Below are 17449 nucleotides of genomic sequence, written 5' to 3' on the forward strand. Positions count from 1 at the left end.
GCTACGGACGGAGGCTGGATGACCGACGGCAATGCTGAGTATCGCTACACGAACACGGCGGTACTGTCAGTGGCGGCCTTGGAGGCGCCGGTCATCGTGACCTCTGACCAAATCGACGACGAACTGGGCGACACCCTTCAACGGTTACGCATGCGCCGGGGAATGCTCCAGCGGATCGCCGGCATCCGGGAACGACGGTGGTGGCCGGAGGGCTTCTCCTTTGCCGACGGAGCGGCGATGGCCGGAGCGAAGGCACTCTCGGAAGCCGGCGTCGACGCCCGCGACGTCGGCCTGATGATCAACACGTCGGTGTCCCGGGCACATCTCGAGCCATCGACGGCAGTCGCCATCCATCACACGCTGGAACTACCCCACTCGGCGTTGAACTTCGACATCGCGAACGCGTGCCTCGGGTTCGTCAACGGGATCCAGGTCGCCGCCAACATGATCGACGCCGGGCAGATCCGGTACGCGCTGATCGTCGCGGGAGAGAGCTCCCGGCAGGCCCAACAGGCGACCATCGACCGGCTGCGCCGCCCCGACGCCACCCGCGAGGAGGTCCGGGAGCAGTTCGCCACGTTGACCCTCGGTTCGGGCGCTGCGGCGATGGTCCTGGGACCGGCGGACACGCACCCGGCCGGGCACCGGCTGGTCGGTGGTGTGGGCCGGGCCGCGACCCAGCACCACGAGCTGTGCGTCGGGGACAACACCATGATGAGTACGGACGCGAAGGGTCTGCTCGACGCCGGCCTGGGACTGGCCGAGGCGACCTGGGCGCACGTCGGACCGTGGGACTGGCAGAACATGGACCTGTACGTGATGCACCAGGTCTCGGCCGCCCACACGCGCGGAGTCGTCAACCGGCTCGGCCTCGACCCGCGCCGGGTCCCGACGACGTTCCCCCTGTTGGGCAACGTCGGACCGGCATCGCTGCCGTTGACCCTCGCGCACCACGCCGACTCACTCAGCTCCGGCGACCGGGTGCTGTGCATGGGAGTCGGCTCCGGCCTGAACACCTGCGCCCTGGAAATCGTGTGGTGAACGGCCATCAAGGGCTGCCGCCGGTTGTCCTGCCCGGTCTGGACCCCGCCTGGTCCCGGTCGGTCACCGCAGTGGACAGCCAGGGCGTGGAGCGGACCTGGCACGTCCTGGACACCGGCGCAGCGGACCCCGACGACACCCGGTACGTCGGCACCCTGCTGTGCGTGCACGGCAACCCGACCTGGTCGTACCTGTGGCGGCATATGCTGGCCCGGTTCAGCCGGCCCGACGCCCCGCCGTGGCGGGTGGTCGCGGTCGACCACCTCGACATGGGGTTCTCGGAACGCACCGGCACGGTACGCCGGCTCGCCCAACGGATCGACGACCTCGGTACGGTCACCGACGCGTTGGGCCTCACCGGACCGGTCGTCACGGTCGGCCACGACTGGGGCGGATCCATCTCCCTGGGCTGGGCCCTGCGCCACCGCGACCAGCTCCGCGGGGTGGTGCTCACCAACACGGCCGTCCACCAACCGAGCGGATCACCCGCACCGTCGCTGATCCGGCTGGCCGGACTGCCCGGCATCCTGCCGACGGTCACCGTGTGGACTCCCACGTTCCTGCAGGCCACTCTCGCACTGGCGAATCCGTGGCTGCCGACCCCGGTCCGGGACGGCTACCTCGCCCCGTACCGGACGCCGGGGCGGCGATCGGCGATCGGCGATTTTGTGGCGGACATCCCGCTGCGCCCCGAACATCCGAGCTGGTCGGCGTTGCAGGAGGTCGCGCAGCACCTGGACGGGCTCGCGGACGTACCGGCACTGCTGCTGTGGGGGCCACGGGACCCGGTCTTCGGTGCCGCACACCTGCGGGACCTGCGCACCCGACTGCCGCACGCGCAACTGCACCGGTTCGAAGGAGCGGGTCACCTGCTCGCCGAGGACGCCGACGTCGCCGGTGCGGTCGCGCAGTGGGTGGCCGACCTGGACCGGTCGACCCCGGCCCCGACCGCCACGCCCGAAGCCGTACCGCCGTGGCGTCCGCTCTGGGCGACGCTGGCCGAGCGCGCCGACGACCGGTCCGTCGCGCTGGTCGAGATGGCCCGGAACGGCCGGCAGGTCAGCTGGTCGCTGCTGTGGCGGCGGATCCGGGAGATCGCGGCGGGACTGTCCGCCTCCGGAGTACGCCGGGGCGACCGGGTGGCGCTGCTCGTACCGCCCGGCGCGGACCTGACCGCAGCCGTCTACGCGTGCCTGCGCATCGGCGCGGTGATCGTGGTGGCCGACCCGGGGCTCGGACTGGCCGGCATGAACCGGGCACTGCGGGGTGCCGCCCCCGCGCACATCATCGCCGTCGGTCAGGGACTGGCCGTCGCCCGCGCGTTGCGTTGGCCGGGACGACGGTTCGGGGCCGGACCGGGTGCCGCCGCACTCGGCGCGTTGACCCTGGGCCGGCTCGCCCGTCTCGGTGCGGGTGGCCGGGAACTGCCCGCCGCGCCCGAACCGGACGACGACGCGGCGGTCCTGTTCACCTCCGGCTCGACCGGGCCGGCGAAGGGCGCGGTCTACACCCACCGTCAGCTCGCCGCGATGCGCGACGCACTGTCCGACCTCGGTATCGACGCCGAAACCGGGATCGTGGCGGCGTTCGCGCCGTTCGCACTGTTCGGACCGGCCCTCGGTGCCGCCTCGGCGATCCCGGACATGCGGGTGACCGCTCCCCGTACGTTGACCGCCACCGCCCTTGCCGAGGCAACGGCCGCGGTCGACGCCTCGGCGGTGTTCGCCTCACCGGCGGCGCTACGCAACGTGGTCGACACCGGGAACGCGTTGGACGCCCGGCATCGTGCCGCACTGGAGGGGGTCACGCTGCTGCTCAGTGCGGGCGCACCGGTGCCCGCCGTACTGCTCGCCCGGGCGCGGGCGCTGATGCCGAAGGCGCAGCCGCACACCCCGTACGGGATGACCGAGGTCCTCCCGGTCACGGACATCACCCTCGACGAGATCGTCGACGCCGGACCGGGTGACGGCGTCTGCGTCGGCCGGCCACTGCCCGGCGTGCAGGTGGCGATCGCCGCCCTGGACCCGACCGGCACACCCGCCGAGCAGCCCGGCGACGTGCCCGGGGTGACCGGCGAGATCATGGTCCGCGCCGCGCATGCCAAGGACCGGTACGACGTTCTGTGGTTCACCGAACGGGCCAGCTCGCGCAACCCGGGTTGGCACCGGACCGGCGACGTCGGCTATGTGGACCCGGACGGCCGGCTGTGGGTACAGGGCCGGCTGACCCATGTGTTGATCACGTCGGAGGGCGTCCTCACCCCGGTCGGGATCGAGCAACAGGTGGAGTCGTTGCCGCAGATCGCCCGGGCCGCCGTGGTCGGCGTCGGGCCGCGCGGTGCGGCGCAGGTCGTGGTCATCGCCGAGACCCTGCCCCCGGTACGCCGGGCCGGGCTGGCCGGCCGGGAACTGACCGACGCGGTACGAGCGGTGGTCGCACCCACGGTCGCGGCCGTACTCGTCGTCCCGAACCTGCCCACGGACATCCGGCACAACTCGAAGATCGACCGTTCCCGACTGCGCCGATGGGCGGAACGGGTACTCGCCGGCGGGAGGTTCAGCGGACTGTGAAGGTCCTCGTCACCGGCGCCAGCGGCATGCTCGGCGGTGCCGTCGCCACCGCCCTGGTGCTGCGCGGCGACCGAGTCCGCGTCCTGCAGCGCCGGCCCAGCGGCCTGACCGGGGTCGACGAGCAGCGCGGCGACATCACCGATCCGGCGGCCGTACGCGCGGCCGTCGACGGCGTGGACGCGGTGGTCCACCTGGCCGCGAAGGTGTCGATGACCGGCGCATGGCCACAGTTCCAGGAGATCAACATCGGCGGCACGACCACCCTGCTCGACGCCGCCCGGGCCGCCGGCGTGACGCGGTTCGTGCAGGTCTCCTCGCCGTCGGTCGCCCACCACGGGACCGACCTGGTGGGCGTCGGTGCCGACCGGGCCGATCCGGACCGGGCCAGGGGGAACTACGCCCGCAGCAAAGCCTCGGCCGAGCTGCTCGCCCTGGCCGCCGACGCCACCGACTTCGCCGTCGTGGCGGTCCGCCCGCACCTGGTCTGGGGACCGGGTGACACCCAGTTGGTGGCCAGGATCGTCGAACGGGCGCGGTCCGGCCGGCTGGCCCTGGTCGGCCGGGGCACCGCCCTGATCGACACGACGTACGTCAGCAACGCCGCCGAGGCCATGGTCGCCGCGCTCGACCGGGCTCCCGACGACGCCGTACACGGGCGGGCTTTTGTGGTGACCAACGGTGAGCCGCGCACGGTGGCCGAGCTGGTCGACCGGATCTGCGTCGCCGCCGGGGCGACACCACCGAGGCTCCGGGTGCCGGTGGCCGCGGCGAAGATCGGTGGCGCCGCGGTGGAGCGGGTCTGGTCGGCGCTGCGGCGGACCGAGGAACCGCCGATGACCCGGTTCCTGGCCGAGCAGTTGTCCACGGCGCACTGGTTCGACCAACGCCGCACCAGGGCGGCACTTCGCTGGTCACCGCAGGTCACCCTGGAGGAGGGATTCGCCCGGCTGGCCGCGGCGTACGGGCGCGACCCCCGGTAACTCCGGCAAACCGCCACGGTGTCCTCCACCGTGGACGGTCAGGATCCGTGGACGGGCGTCCCGAGGTCGCGTACCTCGATCACACGCGTGGTCGGCGCGGCCTCGCCGAGACCGGCGCGACAGGTGAGCCGATCCGGGTCGACCATGAAGGACTCGTATCCGGCTCGGGACCGGAACCGGATCACGTGCACCTCGGTTGCCGAATCCGTACCGCGCAGGCGGCGCTCGACCACACCACCGTGCCGGTCCAGCAGTCCCAGCACCGCGTCCTCGTACCGCTGTCCGGCTTCGGCGTGCCCGGGCGCCATCTCGACGACGGCGACCAGGATCAGCCCGGCGGACGGACTCTTCTCGCTCGGCAGGGTCACAGCCGGCAGTATTCCGTACGTCCTACCGGCGGGGGTGGCTAGCGCGGGTCGCTCAGCCGCGGCTATGTCGATCACGTGGTCGGTCGACCCCAGGACGCGGCGGCGATCGCGGTGTCCAACAGGACGATCGGGATGACCCTGGACCACGAACCGGGGAACCGGCAGAATCGGCGCCGGCAGATATCACGCCGGGCGGCGAGAGCTGCGGGACTCATCGACGCAGGAGTGATTTCGGTATGGACGCTTCCGTGTCCCCGGTACGAATCGGCGAGCTGGTCCAGCGTCACCGCCGCAGCGCCGGGCTCACCCAGGACGCGCTCGCGGCACGCAGCGGTGTCAGCATCCGGGCCCTGCGCGACATCGAGCATGACCGCGTACGGCAGCCACACGCCGACTCCCTCCAGCGCCTGGTCGTGGCACTCGACCTGTCCGCCGCCGACCGGGACGAGCTCCTGTCCGCGGCCCGGGTCGAGAGCCGGCCCGGCGGTGACCAGCTCCGGGTCGACGTGCTGGGCCCGCTCACGGTCAGCCGTGGCGGCCGTGCGGTCGCCTTCGCCACCTCGGCCCAGCGCGGGCTGCTCGGGCTGCTGGCGTTGCGGCTCAACCGGTCGGTCACCCGCGACGAGATCGTCGAGATGCTCTGGGGCGCGCAGCCGCCCAAGACGGCGGTCACCCAGATCCACATGGCGGTCGGGCAGCTTCGTACCATGCTGGAACCGGCCCGTGCCCAGCGGACGCCCGGTGGGGTGATCCAGCTCGAGCACGCCGGCTACCTGCTGCGCCTCGACGACGAGCAGGTCGACCTCGCCAGGTTCGCCGCCATGCTCACCCGGGCCCGGTCCCTGCGGGACCGGCGTCCCGCCGAGGCGCTGGACCTGCTCGAACAGGCACTGCGCTGGTGGCGTGGCCCGGTACTGGCCGATGCCAACCCACGGCTGCGCGACCATCCGGTGGCCGCCGAGGCGGGCCAGCAGCGCCTGGTCGCGGCCCTGCTCCTGGCCGACGTGGCCATCGAACTGCGTCGCTACGAACGGGCCGTGACGGCGCTTCGCCACCTCGCGCAGGACGAGCCCTACCACGAGGGAGTGCACGCCCGGCTCATGCTGTCGCTCGCCGGAGGCGGTGAGCGGGCCGCGGCACTGCGCCTGTTCGCCGAGGTCCGCGACCGCCTGATCGAGGAACTCGGCGTGGAGCCGGCGCAGGAGATGCAGGCCGCGCACCTGCGGGTCCTGCGCAACGAGCTGCCCGAACAGGAGGGTTCGGACGCCGGGGGCGACCTGCCGGACCCAGCCGGCGGCCAGCGACGCGAGCCGTGGGTGGTGGTTCCCTCGCTGCTGCCCCCGGACATCGCCGACTTCACCGGCCGAGAGGAGCCGGTCGACGAGGTGCGGAGGCTGCTGACCGGCGGCTCGCCGGCCCTCCTGATCGCCGCGATCGCCGGCATGGGCGGGATCGGCAAGACCGCACTCGCCGTCCACGTGGCACACCTGGTCTCCGGCGCCTACCCCGACGGCCAGCTGTACGTGAACCTGCGCGGCTCGGAGCCGCGCCCGCCGGAACCCGGCGAGGTCCTTGCCCGGTTCCTGCGCTCGCTGGGCGTCGACAACCGGGCGGTGCCCGACGACGTGGTGGAGCGTGCCGCCCTGTACCGCAGCCGGCTGGCCGACCGTCGGGTGCTGGTCGTACTGGACAACGCGGCCTCCGAGGAGCAGGTCCGGCCACTGCTGCCCGGCGCGGCCACCTGCGCGGTACTGGTCACCAGCCGAGCGCGACTGACCGGTGTCGAGGGCGCGCGCTGGATCGACCTGGACGTGTTCGACCCGGACAACGCCCTGCGCCTGCTGGGCCGGATCGCGGGCGAGCAACGGGTCGGGGCGGAGCACGACGACGCGGCCGAGATCCTGCGGCTGTGCGGCGGCCTGCCCCTGGCCGTACGGGTCGCCGGTGCCCGGCTCACCGCCCGGCCGGGGTGGCGGCTGGCCCACTTCGCGACGCTGCTCGCCGACGAGCGGCGCCGGCTCGACCGGCTGGCCACCGGCGACCTGGAGGTCCGGGCGTCCCTGGCGTTGAGCTACCAGGGGCTGCCCGAGACGGCTGCGCGGCTGTTCCGGATGCTCGGTCTGTTCACCACCCAGGACTTTCCGCACTGGCTGGCGGCCAGCCTGCTGGGCATCTCCCTCGACGACGCCACCGAGCACGTCGACGCGCTGGTCGACGCCCAACTCCTGGCGATGGCGGCGCCCGACCAGATCGGGCAGATCCGCTACCGCTACCACGACCTGGTACGGCTCTACGCGCGGGAACGCGCCGAGGCGGAGGACGGGGCGGACGGCTGCGCGGCGGTGCTGGCACGCGGCCTCGGCGCATGGCTGGCGTTCGCCGAACGGATGGCCGCCGACGTGCCCGGTCCCTGCTACGCGCCGATCCACGGGTCGGCGCCCCGTACGCCGATCGGGTTCGTCACCGACGGGTCGATGCCCCGGTTCGACGCGTTGGACTGGTTCGACGCCGAACAGTTGGCGTTGCGGGCCTCGATCCGGCAGGCGTGCGACCTCGGCCTGGACGAGCTCGCCTTCGGCCTGGCCGGGTGCCTGGAGAAGTACTTCGACATCCGCGCCATGTACGTCGAATGGCAGGTCACCAACGAACTGGTGATCGAGACCTGCCGGCGCAACGGCAACCTGCTCGGCGAGGCGGTCATGCTGCGCGGCCTCGTCGACGTACGCACCTGGAACGGTGGGCAACAGGCCGGGGAGGCGATGGCGGTACTGCGCTCGGAAGGTGCCCGGCTGCTGGAGATGTTCACGGAGTTGGGCGAACGGCGGGGTATGGCGGACGCCGCCGTCGTCTGCTCGTGGGGGCTGACCGCGCAGGGCGCCGTCGAAGAGGCGGTCGCGATGGGGGAACGGTCGCTGCACCTCGCCGAGGAAACCGGGCACGTCGGCGGCCAGGCCCGCGCGCACGTGGCGCTCGCGCTCGCGTACGGCGAGCGTGCCCGGCTGGACCGGTCGCTCGCCCACCTCAACACGGCGTTGGGGTTGGCCCGTGCCCTGGGCACCCCGCGCTACGAGTCGACCGTGCTGCAGTTCCTCGGCATCGCCTACCGGGAGGCGGGTGACCTCGACTCCAGCCGCCGGGCCCTCGCCGAGTCGCTCGTGATCTCCGGCCGCTACCGCGACCACTACGCCGAGGTCCTGACGATGCTGGCACTGGCCCGGGTGCACCTGCTCAGCGGTGACCCGAGGGCCCGGGACGCCGCCGCGACGTCCCTCGCGGTGGGGCGGGAGTACACGATGACCCACCACGTCGCGGAAGCGCTCCAGGTGCTCGGCGAGATCGAGCTGGCCGAGGGTCGGCCGGTCAAGGCGGTCGAGCACCTGGAGGAGTCGGTACGACTGTGGCGGACCCGTGGTTGGCCGTCGTTCCTCGCCGCCGCCCTGGCGATCATCGGCAGGGCGTACCGGGAGACCGACCGGCCCGCCGCCCGCCGTGCCTGGGCCGAGTCGCTCGACCTCTACACCGGCCTGGGGGATCACCTCCGGGTCGGCGAGCTGACCACCCTGATCGAGGACCTGGACTAGCAGCGGCCCGGCGAGCCGGTCGGTTCAGTGGATCCGGCGTCCCCGCGCGTCGGGCACCCCGGACTTCCGGAAGAAGTAGGTGTTGACCTGGTCCCGCCACTCCGTGGCGCTACGCAACTGCTCGTCGAGGCGCTCGCCCACCCGGCGGTGCACGGCCGGGTCGATCACCCCGTCGAGCAGCCGCCACCGCTGGCGCATCGCCTCCACCTCCTCGACGCCGGCGAAGTGGGTGTCGTAGATGTGCTGGATGACGGTGGTTCCGCCGTGCAGGACGTGCCCGTAGGGCACGTGGTGGAAGAAGAGCAGCAGTTCGTCGGGGCACTGCTCGCGTGACTCGTACACCGCGTTCCAGGGCGGTGGGTACTGGCCGGTGAAGCCCGTCCCCGTCGCGCGGGTACGGTCCACGCCGACGCCGTCCCGGTCGGCGAAATGGTAGGTACCCCACGGGGTGTACTCGTACCCGTCCACGTCGGGGCCGTAGTGGTGCCCGGGCCGCACCATGAAGCCGACCCCGAGTGGCGCGGTGTAACGCTCGTAGGTGCGCCACGAGTCGTCCATCACCGCGTGCAGTGTCTGCCGTACCAGGTCCGGGTCGCCCGTCGTCGACGGTGGGAAGGTCAGCTCGATCCACTCGTCGAGGACGGCCAGCGGGTCCAGCCGGGGATCCCAGGCGAGCCGGCCGAAGGCGTACAGGTTGGCCTGCGCCAGGGGATGTCCGGTCCAGAACGGGTCGTCGCCCACGTTCGAGACCGCGACCAGTCCGCCTCCCGCTGCCGACCCGCCCGCGGCGACGTCGGCGACCGTCCGTCCCCCCTGCTCCCCCGGCTTCCCCGGCTCCCCTGGCGTGAACCGCAACACCTCGCTCCACCACGGACCGAGGTAGCAGACGTGCCGCTGCTGGCCGGTGTATTCCTGGGTCGCCTGTAGCTCCACCGCCAGCCGGGTCGCCGGCATGGCCGCGATCACCGGTGAGACCGGCTCGCGCACCTGGAAGTCCACCGGGCCGAACTTCACCTGGAGAATCACGTTGTCCCGGAACCGCCCGTCGAGCGGGGCGAAGTGGTCGTACGCGGCTCGGGCCCGGTCGGTTGCCCGGTCCCGCCAGTCCTGCCGATGGTTGTAGACGAACGCCCGCCAGTGCACCACTCCCCCGTGCGGGGCGAGCGCCTCCGCGAGCAGGTTCGCGCCCTCGGCGTGATCGCGACCGTACGTGAACGGGCCGGGCTGCCCCTCGGAGTCGGCCTTCACCACGTAACCGCCGAAGTCGGGGATGCGCTCGTACACCTTCGTGGTGGTGGTCGCCCACCAGACGCGTACCCGCTCGTCCGACGGGTCGGCGGTCGGCAGGCCGCCGAGGACCACCGGGGCGGCGAAGGTGACCGACAGGTGCACCCGGATGCCGTACGGACGCATGATCTCCGCGATCGCGGCCACGTCACCGAGCCGCTCGGTCAGCAGCTCCGCCTCGGTGGCGTGGACGTTGACGTTGTTCACCGAGATGGCGTTGATCCCGCAGGCGGCGAGCAGCCGGGCGTACTCCCGGACCCGGCTCGGGTCGCGGCGGGCGGCGCCGTCGTGCCAGAAGATCGAGCCGCCGGCGTACCCCCGCTCGACCTGCCCCATCACCGGATGCACGGACACGTTGTCCCAGTGGTCGAGCATCCGCAGACGCATCGCGGGCCGGTGCCGTTGCGGGACCGGGAGGGCGTCGAAGGCCGCCGCGCCGAGCCGGACCAGGTGGAACAGCCCGTACAGCAGGCCGGCCGGGGCGTCGGCCAGCGCCACCGTCACCCCAGCGTCGCGGGCCAGCAGGAACCCCTCGTCACCGAGGGCGGCGTCCGGCCCGGCCCGGTCCGCCGCCACGACCCGTGCCGCCGGTGCGGGCAGGGGCTCGCCGCCACGCAGCGCGAGCACCAGGTCGGCGGCCTCGTCGACACCGGCGTTCGCCGGGTCACGTGGCGTGGACGGGTTGCCGCCCGTGCGCCGCGCCCGGCCGCCGTGCCCGGCACAAGCGGCGGCGACCTCGGCGAACACGGTGTCGACGAGCAGACCGTCCCCGTGCACCAGGACGCGGCGGGAGCCGAGCGCACCGAACGCCTCCGGGGGCAGCCAGGCGGCGTGCACCGCCTGCTGGCCGGTGGTCACCGGTCCTCCCGCAGGACGACAACCCCGAGCCGTGGCAGCCGGAGCGGGCGGCCGGCCTCGACCCGGTCACCGGTGATCAGATCGACGCCACCGGTACGGGCGGTCAGCTCGACCGGCTCGTCCCGGTGGTTGAGCAGGAACAGCAGCCGGATCCCGTCGGGGGTGACCCGCACAGCCGACTCCAGGTCCGGCACCTCCGGGTACGGGCCGAGCAGGTCGTGCCGTACCAGCACCTGCCGGACCACCCAGGCGACCCCCGCCTGGTCCAGCCCGGCGGCAATGTACCAACCGTGACCGAGGCCGAAGGAGTTCCGGGTGACCGCCGGAGTGCCGGCGTAGAAGTCGGCCCGGTACCTGCCGACCACCTCCGCCCCCTGCGGGATCACCAACTCGAACAGCAGCCTCGACTCGACGTCGAGCGGGCCGGCGCCGGTGTCGAGTCGTACCGGGTTGACCACCTCCGGATCCCGGGCGTCCCACTCGTCGACGCGGACTCCCATCAGTGGGCCCAGCGGACCGGGCACGTCCATCAGGAAGGCGTTGTCGTGCTCGTCCACCCGGCCCGACAGGTACGTGGTCAGCACCGATCCGCCGCGCGCGGCCACCGCCTCCAGGCGTTTCGCCAGGTCACCCTTGAGCATGTGCAGGGCGGGCGCCACGACGACGTCGTAGCGGGACAGGTCCGCCGTCACCGCGACCACGTCCAGGTCGACGCCCGCGTCCCAGAGCGCCCGGTGGTACGCCTGGACGACCTGCTGGTAGCGGACCAGCCGGGACGGGCCGTCGGAGATCTCCAACGCCCACCAGCTGTCCCAGTCGAAGAGCAGCGCGACCCGGGCCGGGGTCCGCGCGCCCAGCGCCACCGAGCCGAGCCGGTCCAGTTCGACGCCCAGCTCCGCGACCTCGCGGAACACCCGGGTGTCGGAGCGGCCGGCATGGCCGATGACCGCGCCGTGGTACTTCTCGCAGGCCCCCCGGGAGGCCCGCAGTTGGAAGAAGAGCACGGCGTCGGCGCCGTGCGCCACCGCCTGCCAGCTCCACAGCCGCATCAGTCCGGGCCGCTTCAGCGGGTTGACGTCCCGGGACGCGGTCACGCTCGGGGTCTGCTCCATCAGCCAGAACGGTTGGCCGTCCTTGAGACCGCGCATCAGGTCGTGGGTGAGCGCCATCCGGGCGGCCGAGCGGTCGTCCGGCGGGTAGTTGTCCCAGGAGGCGAAGTCCAGGTGCGGCGCCCAGCGGTGGTAGTCGAGAGGCCGGTACATGCCCATGAAGTTGGTGGTGACCGGCACGTCGGGGCTGGACTCCCGGATCGCCGCCCGCTCGTCGAGGAAGTTGCCCAGCATGGCGTCCGACATGAACCGCTGGTAGTCCAGGGTGATGCCCTGGAAGGCGGTGTGGTCGGGACCGCGCCAGTGTTCGGTCAACGCCGACGGCGGCTCGATCTCGTCCCAGTCGGTGAAGGTGTGCGACCAGAAGGTCGTGTACCAGGCGGTGTTGAGGGCGTCGAGGCTGCCGTACCGGCGTCGTAGCCAGTCGCGGAAACCGGCGGCGCACCGCTCGCAGTAGCAGGCGCCGCCGTACTCGTTGCCGATGTGCCAGGCGACAACCGCCGGGTTTCCCGCGTACCGCCGGGCGACCCGGCGGGCCAGTTCGGTGGAGAACCTGCGGAACACCGGGGAGCTGGGGCAGGAGTTGTGCCGCTGCCCGTACCGGTGCCGGCGGCCCTCGAAGTCGGTCCGGGTCACCTCCGGGTACGCCCGCGCCAGCCACGCCGGATGCGCGCCGGTCCCGGTCGCCAGGCAGATCCGGCGTCCCTGTGCGCCGGCCCGCTCGACGATCCGGTCCAGCGGAGAGAAGTCGTAGACGTCCTCGGCGGGTTGGGTGAGGGCCCAGTCGAACACGCCCAGCGTCACGGTGTCGATCCGGGCGGCGTCGAAGAGCCGGTAGTCCTCCTTCCACACGTCCTCGGGCCACTGCTCGGGGTTGTAGTCGCCGCCGAACGCGACCTTCGAGGTGACGGGCAGGGTCATGCGGTGAACTCCTTCCGGATGCCGCGGATCATCGGTTCGCCGACCCGCAGGAACGCCAGGACGAGGACCGCGCCGAGCAGCGCGAGGACCGCCTCCGAGAAGACCGCGGTGAGCCCTGCCGCCGCGGCCAGCAGGGCAAGGTTGCCGAACGTGACGCTCGGCGTTCGCACGAGGAAGTACAGGGCCAGCCGGAGCACGTCGCGGGTGCGGAAGGTGAACAGGGAGGCGACCAGCAGGGCGTTGGCCCCGACGAGGGCCACCCCGACCCCGACGAGCACCAGCAGCACCCCCCACCAGGCCGGGACGGCGGCCGCGGTGAGGTTCGCGAGGTTCATCGCGATGATGGCCAGCCAGAGCACCGTCGGGACCCAGAACCGGAGCACGCCCGGGAGGTTGTTCCGGTAGGCCCGCCAGAACCTGCCGGCGGGGCGCAGGTCGGTCAGGTCGGGGCGCTGGTGACGCAGCGTGTACAGGGCGGCGGAGACCGCTGGGCCGACCGGGAGCAGGCAGGTCGCGACCAGCGGCAGGTTGCTGGCGTCGCGGTCGAGCAGGACCAGCGGGACCAGGCCCGGCAGGGTGGTGACCAGGACCAGCAGTTCGACGGCCAGCAGGGTGTAGACGAACGCGGCGGCCCGGGAGAGGGGCCCCTCCCCGACCTGTCGCCCGGCCCGCGCGGTGTCGCTCACGGTTGTTCCTTCCTCCCGGCCCGGCCGGGCCCGGTGGTGGACCCGACCGGACCGCGCGGTCAGCCGTTTTCCTTCTGGTAGCGCTCGTAGGCCTTGTTGACCAGCGTGATGTACTGCTCCGAGTTCTTCGCCTTCAGCTCACCCACATAGGCGTCCCACTCGGTGAGGGGCCGCTGCCCGAGGATGAAACGCAACCCGTTCTGGGTGACGAAGTCCTTCAGCGGCGTCTCCCACAGCGACACCTGCTCACGCTCTTCGTCGGTGAACGGGTACGGCGGCGGCACCACCACCGGCTTGCGCGCGTTCATCACCTTCTGGAACTCCTGCTCCTCCGGGGAGAAGAAGGACTGGACCAGTTCGGGGTTGCCGCCGTACGTGAACACCCCGTTGTAGAACCCGAACTCCTTCTGCAGGTGCTTGCTCCCCTGGGGGTTGAGCCCGAGTACGTTGACGTCGGCGGTGAGGATGCGCTTACCGGAGGCGTCCTTGGTGTACGTGGTCCCCTCGACGCCCCACTTGGCGAACTCCTGGCCGGCGTCGGAATACCACAGCCAGTCGACGAACTGCATCATGGCCACGAAGTTCTTGCTCTCCTTGGCCTTCGTGGAGATCATGATGCCGTTCTCCAGGCGGGAGGTGGGGTTGATCTCCCCGGCCGGGCCCACCAACAGCGGAATCTTGACCAGCTTCGCGTTCGGCTGGGTCTTGGCCAGGTCCGGCCGGTTCTCGTTGACCAGGGTCTGCGCGTTGGCGCCGATGACAAACGACTTGCCGTTGGCCAGCTTCTGACGTGCCTGGTCATCGGTCTGGGTGAAGCTCTCCGGATCGAGCAGCCCCTCGGCCACGAGCTTGTTGACGTACTGGAGCATCTGCTTGTACTGCTCGGTGGCGCCGGTGTAGACGAACTTCTTGGCGCCGGGGTCCCAGGTGGTGTGCTGGTAGTTCCAGCCGGCCTGGGTGCCGCAGGAGGCACCGATGATGTTCAACAGGTTGCCGCCCGGAGTGGGCTTGCCCCACCGCTCGGAGAACGGGTACGTGTCCGGGTACCTCGCCTTCAACGCCTTCAGCACCGTGTACAACTCGTCCCAGGTCTTCGGGACCTGAAGGCCGAGCTGGTCGAGGATGTCGACCCGTACGGCGACCGAGTAGTCGTGCAGCGGCTTCTCGTGCACCCCGGGGAGCAGGTAGTACTTGCCGTCCGACTGGCGCAGCGTGTTGATCTCGGGCTCGAGCTTCCACCTGGCGATCTTGTCCTTGAAGTTCGGCATCAGGTCGATGTAGTCGCTCACCGGAAGGATCGCCCCTGAGGAGACGAAGGCGTTCTCCTGCGGGTGGTAGGTCTTCGGAATGATCAGCGGGGCGTCGCCGGCACCGATCAGCAGGCTGCGCTTCTGCTCGTAGTCGCTCAACGGCACCGCGACCGGATCGATCTTCACGTTGGTGCGCTTGGTGAGCTCCGACCAGAACAACCACTCGTTCTTCAACGGGTAGAACGAGTGGTTGTTGTAGAGGGTGGAGAAGGAAAGCGGCTCGGTGGCCTTGAACTGGTCCCCGACGCCGTAGTCGGCCATGGCACCGGCCCGGTTGGCGGACAGGTCCGTTGTCTGCGGGGATTCCTCGGAGCACGCGACGAGGCTGAGGGTGAGCAGACCGGCAGCGGCTATCGCTACGCGGCGCCACGTTCTGTCGAGCATGGCCCGTCCTTTCGGGGCGGTGGTGGTGGGTGGGTCGAGGTCGGTGCGGGTGGAACGGTGATGGGACGTACGGGCTAGCCCTTGACCGCGCCGAGCATCACGCCGGACACGAAGAACCGCTGGATGAACGGGTAGACCGCCAGGATGGGCAGGGTGGTGAGCACGATCGTCACGGCCTGGAGGGTGGCCGCGGCCTGGACCGCGTCCCCCTCGGCCACGCCGCCGGCCGACTGCGCGCCGGTGGCTCCCGAGATGAGGTTGCGCAGGTAGACCGTCACCGGGAAGAGATCCAGCCGGTCCATGTAGAGGAACGCGCTGAACCACGAGTTCCAGAAGGACACCGCGTAGAACAGCACCATCGTGGCGATGATGGCCTTCGACAACGGCAGTACGATCCGCAGCAGCGTGCCGTACGTGTTCAGCCCGTCGACGGCCGCCGCCTCCTCCAACTCGACCGGCAGGCTCTCGAAGAACGCCTTCATCACCAGCAGGTTGAACACGTTGATGGCGTTGGGCAGGACGACCGCCCAGAGGGTGTTCTTCATCCCCAGGCTGGTGATCAGCACATAGTTGGGTATCAGGCCACCGGAGAAGAACATGGTGAACACCGCAATGCCGACCAGGGCCCCGCGCCCCTTGAGTTGCGGCTTCGACAGCACGTACGCGTAACAGGTGGTCAGCACGAGGGCGATGAGCGTCCCGACGACGGTGTACACGAGGGTGTTGCGGTAGTTCGTCCAGAACATCGAGTCGGACATCACGAGCCGGTACGCGGTCAGGTCGAACCCGCGCGGGACGAGGTTGACCTTCCCGGCGATGAGGTACGCCTCTTCGCTGAGGGAACGGGCGACGATGTTGACGAAGGGGTACAGGGTCACGATCACGACGCCCGTCAGGATCACCGCGTTGAGCGCCTGGAACAACCGGTAGCCCCGGGTCGGGCGTACGCCCCGTCGCCGACCGGTCTTCGCGGTGGCGGTGTCGGTCCCGACGGTCACCACAGGCTCGTTCCCACCGTGCGACGCGAGATCGTGTTCGCCGACAGGACCAGGATCAGCCCGATCAGGGCCTCGAAGAGCCCGATGGCGGCGGCGTAACTGAAGTTGCTGGACTCGAAGCCCATCCGGTACAGGTAGGTGGAGATCACGTCCGCGGTCGGGTAGGTCAGCGGGTTGTAGAGCAGCAGGACCTTCTCGAACCCGACCGCCATGAACGTGCCGATGTTGAGGATCAGGAGCGTCACCATCGTCGGCCGGATGCCGGGCAGGGTGACGTGCCAGGTCTGCCGCCACCGGTTGGCCCCGTCGATCCGGGCCGCCTCGTACAGGTTGTCGTCGATGGTGGTGAGCGCGGCGAGGTAGAGGATCGTGCCCCAGCCGACGGTCTGCCAGACCTCGGACGAGACGTAGATGGCCCGGAACCACTCCGGTTGCTGGAGGAACGGCACCGCGTCGCCGCCGAGACCGCGTACGAGCTGGTTCACCGCCCCGTCCATCGCGAGCAACTGCATGACCATGGCGGCCACGATCACGATCGACAGGAAGTGCGGCAGGTAGGACACGGACTGGACAAAGCGCTTGAGCCTGCGGGTACGGACCTCGTTGAGCAGCAACGCCAGCACGATCGGGAGGGGGAAGCAGAACAGCAGGGTCAGCGTGCCCAGCACCAGGGTGTTGGTGAACACCTCCCAGAACGTCGGGTCGTTGAGGAACATCCGGAAGTACCGCAGGCCGACCCAGTACTCGCCGAACAGGTTGCCGCCGGGTTGGAACCGGCGGAACGCGATCACGTTGCCGATCATCGGCAGGTAGCGGAACACCAGGAAGAACAACAGCGGGAACAGTGCCAGCGAGTAGAGCTGCCAGTCCCGGCGCAGGGCCCGCCGCCAGCTTCGGCGACGGCGGCGTGGGCGCGCTGCGCGGATGTCCGGCGTGGCGGCGGTGTGCGTACGCGGTGACGGTTGAAGGGTGTCCACGGGCAACTGGCTTTTCATCCAACCCCTCAGATCCGACCACGTCCTCAGCCCGATCGGGGACAGGCCGATCGGGTCCCGCTCCGAAACTTTCGGTAAACTCGGTAACCTTTTTCGGCAACTTAAAGGCACCGCCAAGGTGTGTCAAGGGTCTCAAATTGCCGTCCACTGTGACCGCACGCTCGCCACGAACCCGAGACAACCGTCCTGATCGGCGCATTCACCGTCACAACTGCCTCGTTCGACCCGCCGGAAGGTGTCGAAGTCCCCGGAAGTTTCGGAAGCCCTCGGAACTTTTTCGTGACCTGGGCGCGGCTTCGGCAACGCGGACCCGTCGTCCGGTCGTACATCGCGGTCACCGGGACAGCCGTACGAAAGCACC

General features: G+C 70.8%; 12 protein-coding genes. 4 read left to right on the forward strand and 8 right to left on the reverse strand.

The features are described 5' to 3' along the window. Positions 1 to 96 precede the first annotated feature (96 nt). The 3 genes from OIE47_RS33025 to OIE47_RS33035 are packed head-to-tail and all read left to right on the forward strand — an operon-like array spanning position 97 to position 4591. Positions 97 to 1041, forward strand: a complete 945-nt coding sequence (locus OIE47_RS33025) for a 3-oxoacyl-ACP synthase III (protein WP_326558452.1) — start codon at positions 97 to 99, stop codon at positions 1039 to 1041. Further along, a complete protein-coding gene (locus tag OIE47_RS33030) occupies positions 1038 to 3611 on the forward strand; it encodes an alpha/beta fold hydrolase (RefSeq protein ID WP_326558453.1) in 2574 nt (857 codons plus the stop codon). The genes OIE47_RS33025 and OIE47_RS33030 overlap by 4 nt, the downstream gene beginning before the upstream one ends. Then, positions 3608 to 4591, forward strand: coding sequence for an NAD-dependent epimerase/dehydratase family protein (locus OIE47_RS33035; RefSeq protein ID WP_326558454.1), 984 nt, complete (start codon positions 3608 to 3610; stop codon positions 4589 to 4591). The genes OIE47_RS33030 and OIE47_RS33035 overlap by 4 nt, the downstream gene beginning before the upstream one ends. A gap of 38 nt (positions 4592 to 4629) precedes the next feature. Here the strand turns inward: OIE47_RS33035 and OIE47_RS33040 are convergent, their stop codons facing one another. Further along, positions 4630 to 4959 carry a hypothetical protein gene (locus tag OIE47_RS33040; protein WP_326558455.1) on the reverse strand — a complete coding sequence of 110 codons (330 nt, stop codon included), beginning with the start codon at positions 4957 to 4959 and terminating at the stop codon, positions 4630 to 4632. Positions 4960 to 5030: 71 nt separating this feature from the next. Next, on the reverse strand, positions 5031 to 5174 hold the full coding sequence (locus OIE47_RS33045; protein WP_326558456.1) for a hypothetical protein: 144 nt from the start codon (positions 5172 to 5174) through the stop codon (positions 5031 to 5033). A gap of 33 nt (positions 5175 to 5207) precedes the next feature. Here OIE47_RS33045 and OIE47_RS33050 point away from each other — a divergent pair, with 33 nt between their 5' ends. Beyond that, the gene (locus OIE47_RS33050) at positions 5208 to 8540 is read left to right on the forward strand and encodes a BTAD domain-containing putative transcriptional regulator (protein ID WP_326558457.1); all 3333 of its coding nucleotides are present in this window, start codon (positions 5208 to 5210) and stop codon (positions 8538 to 8540) included. A gap of 24 nt (positions 8541 to 8564) precedes the next feature. Here OIE47_RS33050 and OIE47_RS33055 read toward each other — a convergent pair whose 3' ends face one another. The 6 genes from OIE47_RS33055 to OIE47_RS33080 form a co-directional block, all read right to left on the reverse strand. After that, on the reverse strand, positions 8565 to 10685 hold the full coding sequence (locus OIE47_RS33055) for an alpha-glucuronidase (protein WP_326558458.1): 2121 nt from the start codon (positions 10683 to 10685) through the stop codon (positions 8565 to 8567). Further along, positions 10682 to 12715, reverse strand: coding sequence for a beta-galactosidase (locus OIE47_RS33060; RefSeq protein ID WP_326558459.1), 2034 nt, complete (start codon positions 12713 to 12715; stop codon positions 10682 to 10684). The genes OIE47_RS33055 and OIE47_RS33060 overlap by 4 nt, the downstream gene beginning before the upstream one ends. Further along, positions 12712 to 13401: a DUF624 domain-containing protein gene (locus tag OIE47_RS33065; protein ID WP_326558460.1), complete on the reverse strand. Its 690-nt coding sequence runs from the start codon at positions 13399 to 13401 to the stop codon at positions 12712 to 12714. Before OIE47_RS33065 ends, OIE47_RS33060 begins: the two co-directional genes overlap by 4 nt. Positions 13402 to 13460: 59 nt before the next feature. Beyond that, on the reverse strand, positions 13461 to 15095 hold the full coding sequence (locus OIE47_RS33070) for an ABC transporter substrate-binding protein (RefSeq protein ID WP_326558461.1): 1635 nt from the start codon (positions 15093 to 15095) through the stop codon (positions 13461 to 13463). A gap of 74 nt (positions 15096 to 15169) precedes the next feature. Next, on the reverse strand, positions 15170 to 16093 hold the full coding sequence (locus tag OIE47_RS33075; protein WP_326558462.1) for a carbohydrate ABC transporter permease: 924 nt from the start codon (positions 16091 to 16093) through the stop codon (positions 15170 to 15172). After that, entirely contained in the window at positions 16090 to 17070 is a 981-nt protein-coding gene (locus OIE47_RS33080; protein WP_326558463.1) for an ABC transporter permease, read from the reverse strand. Before OIE47_RS33080 ends, OIE47_RS33075 begins: the two co-directional genes overlap by 4 nt. Positions 17071 to 17449 lie beyond the last annotated feature (379 nt).

Source organism: Micromonospora sp. NBC_01796, assembly GCF_035917455.1.
GTDB lineage: Bacteria > Actinomycetota > Actinomycetes > Mycobacteriales > Micromonosporaceae > Micromonospora_G.

What these genes read in the sequence shown, in the direction of transcription:
- OIE47_RS33070 (WP_326558461.1), bottom strand. Translation starts at nt 15,095, where the DNA reads ATGCTCGACAGAACGTGGCGCCGCGTAGCGATAGCCGCTGCCGGTCTG.
- OIE47_RS33060 (WP_326558459.1), bottom strand. Translation starts at nt 12,715, where the DNA reads ATGACCCTGCCCGTCACCTCGAAGGTCGCGTTCGGCGGCGACTACAAC.
- OIE47_RS33045 (WP_326558456.1), bottom strand. Translation starts at nt 5,174, where the DNA reads ATGAGTCCCGCAGCTCTCGCCGCCCGGCGTGATATCTGCCGGCGCCGA.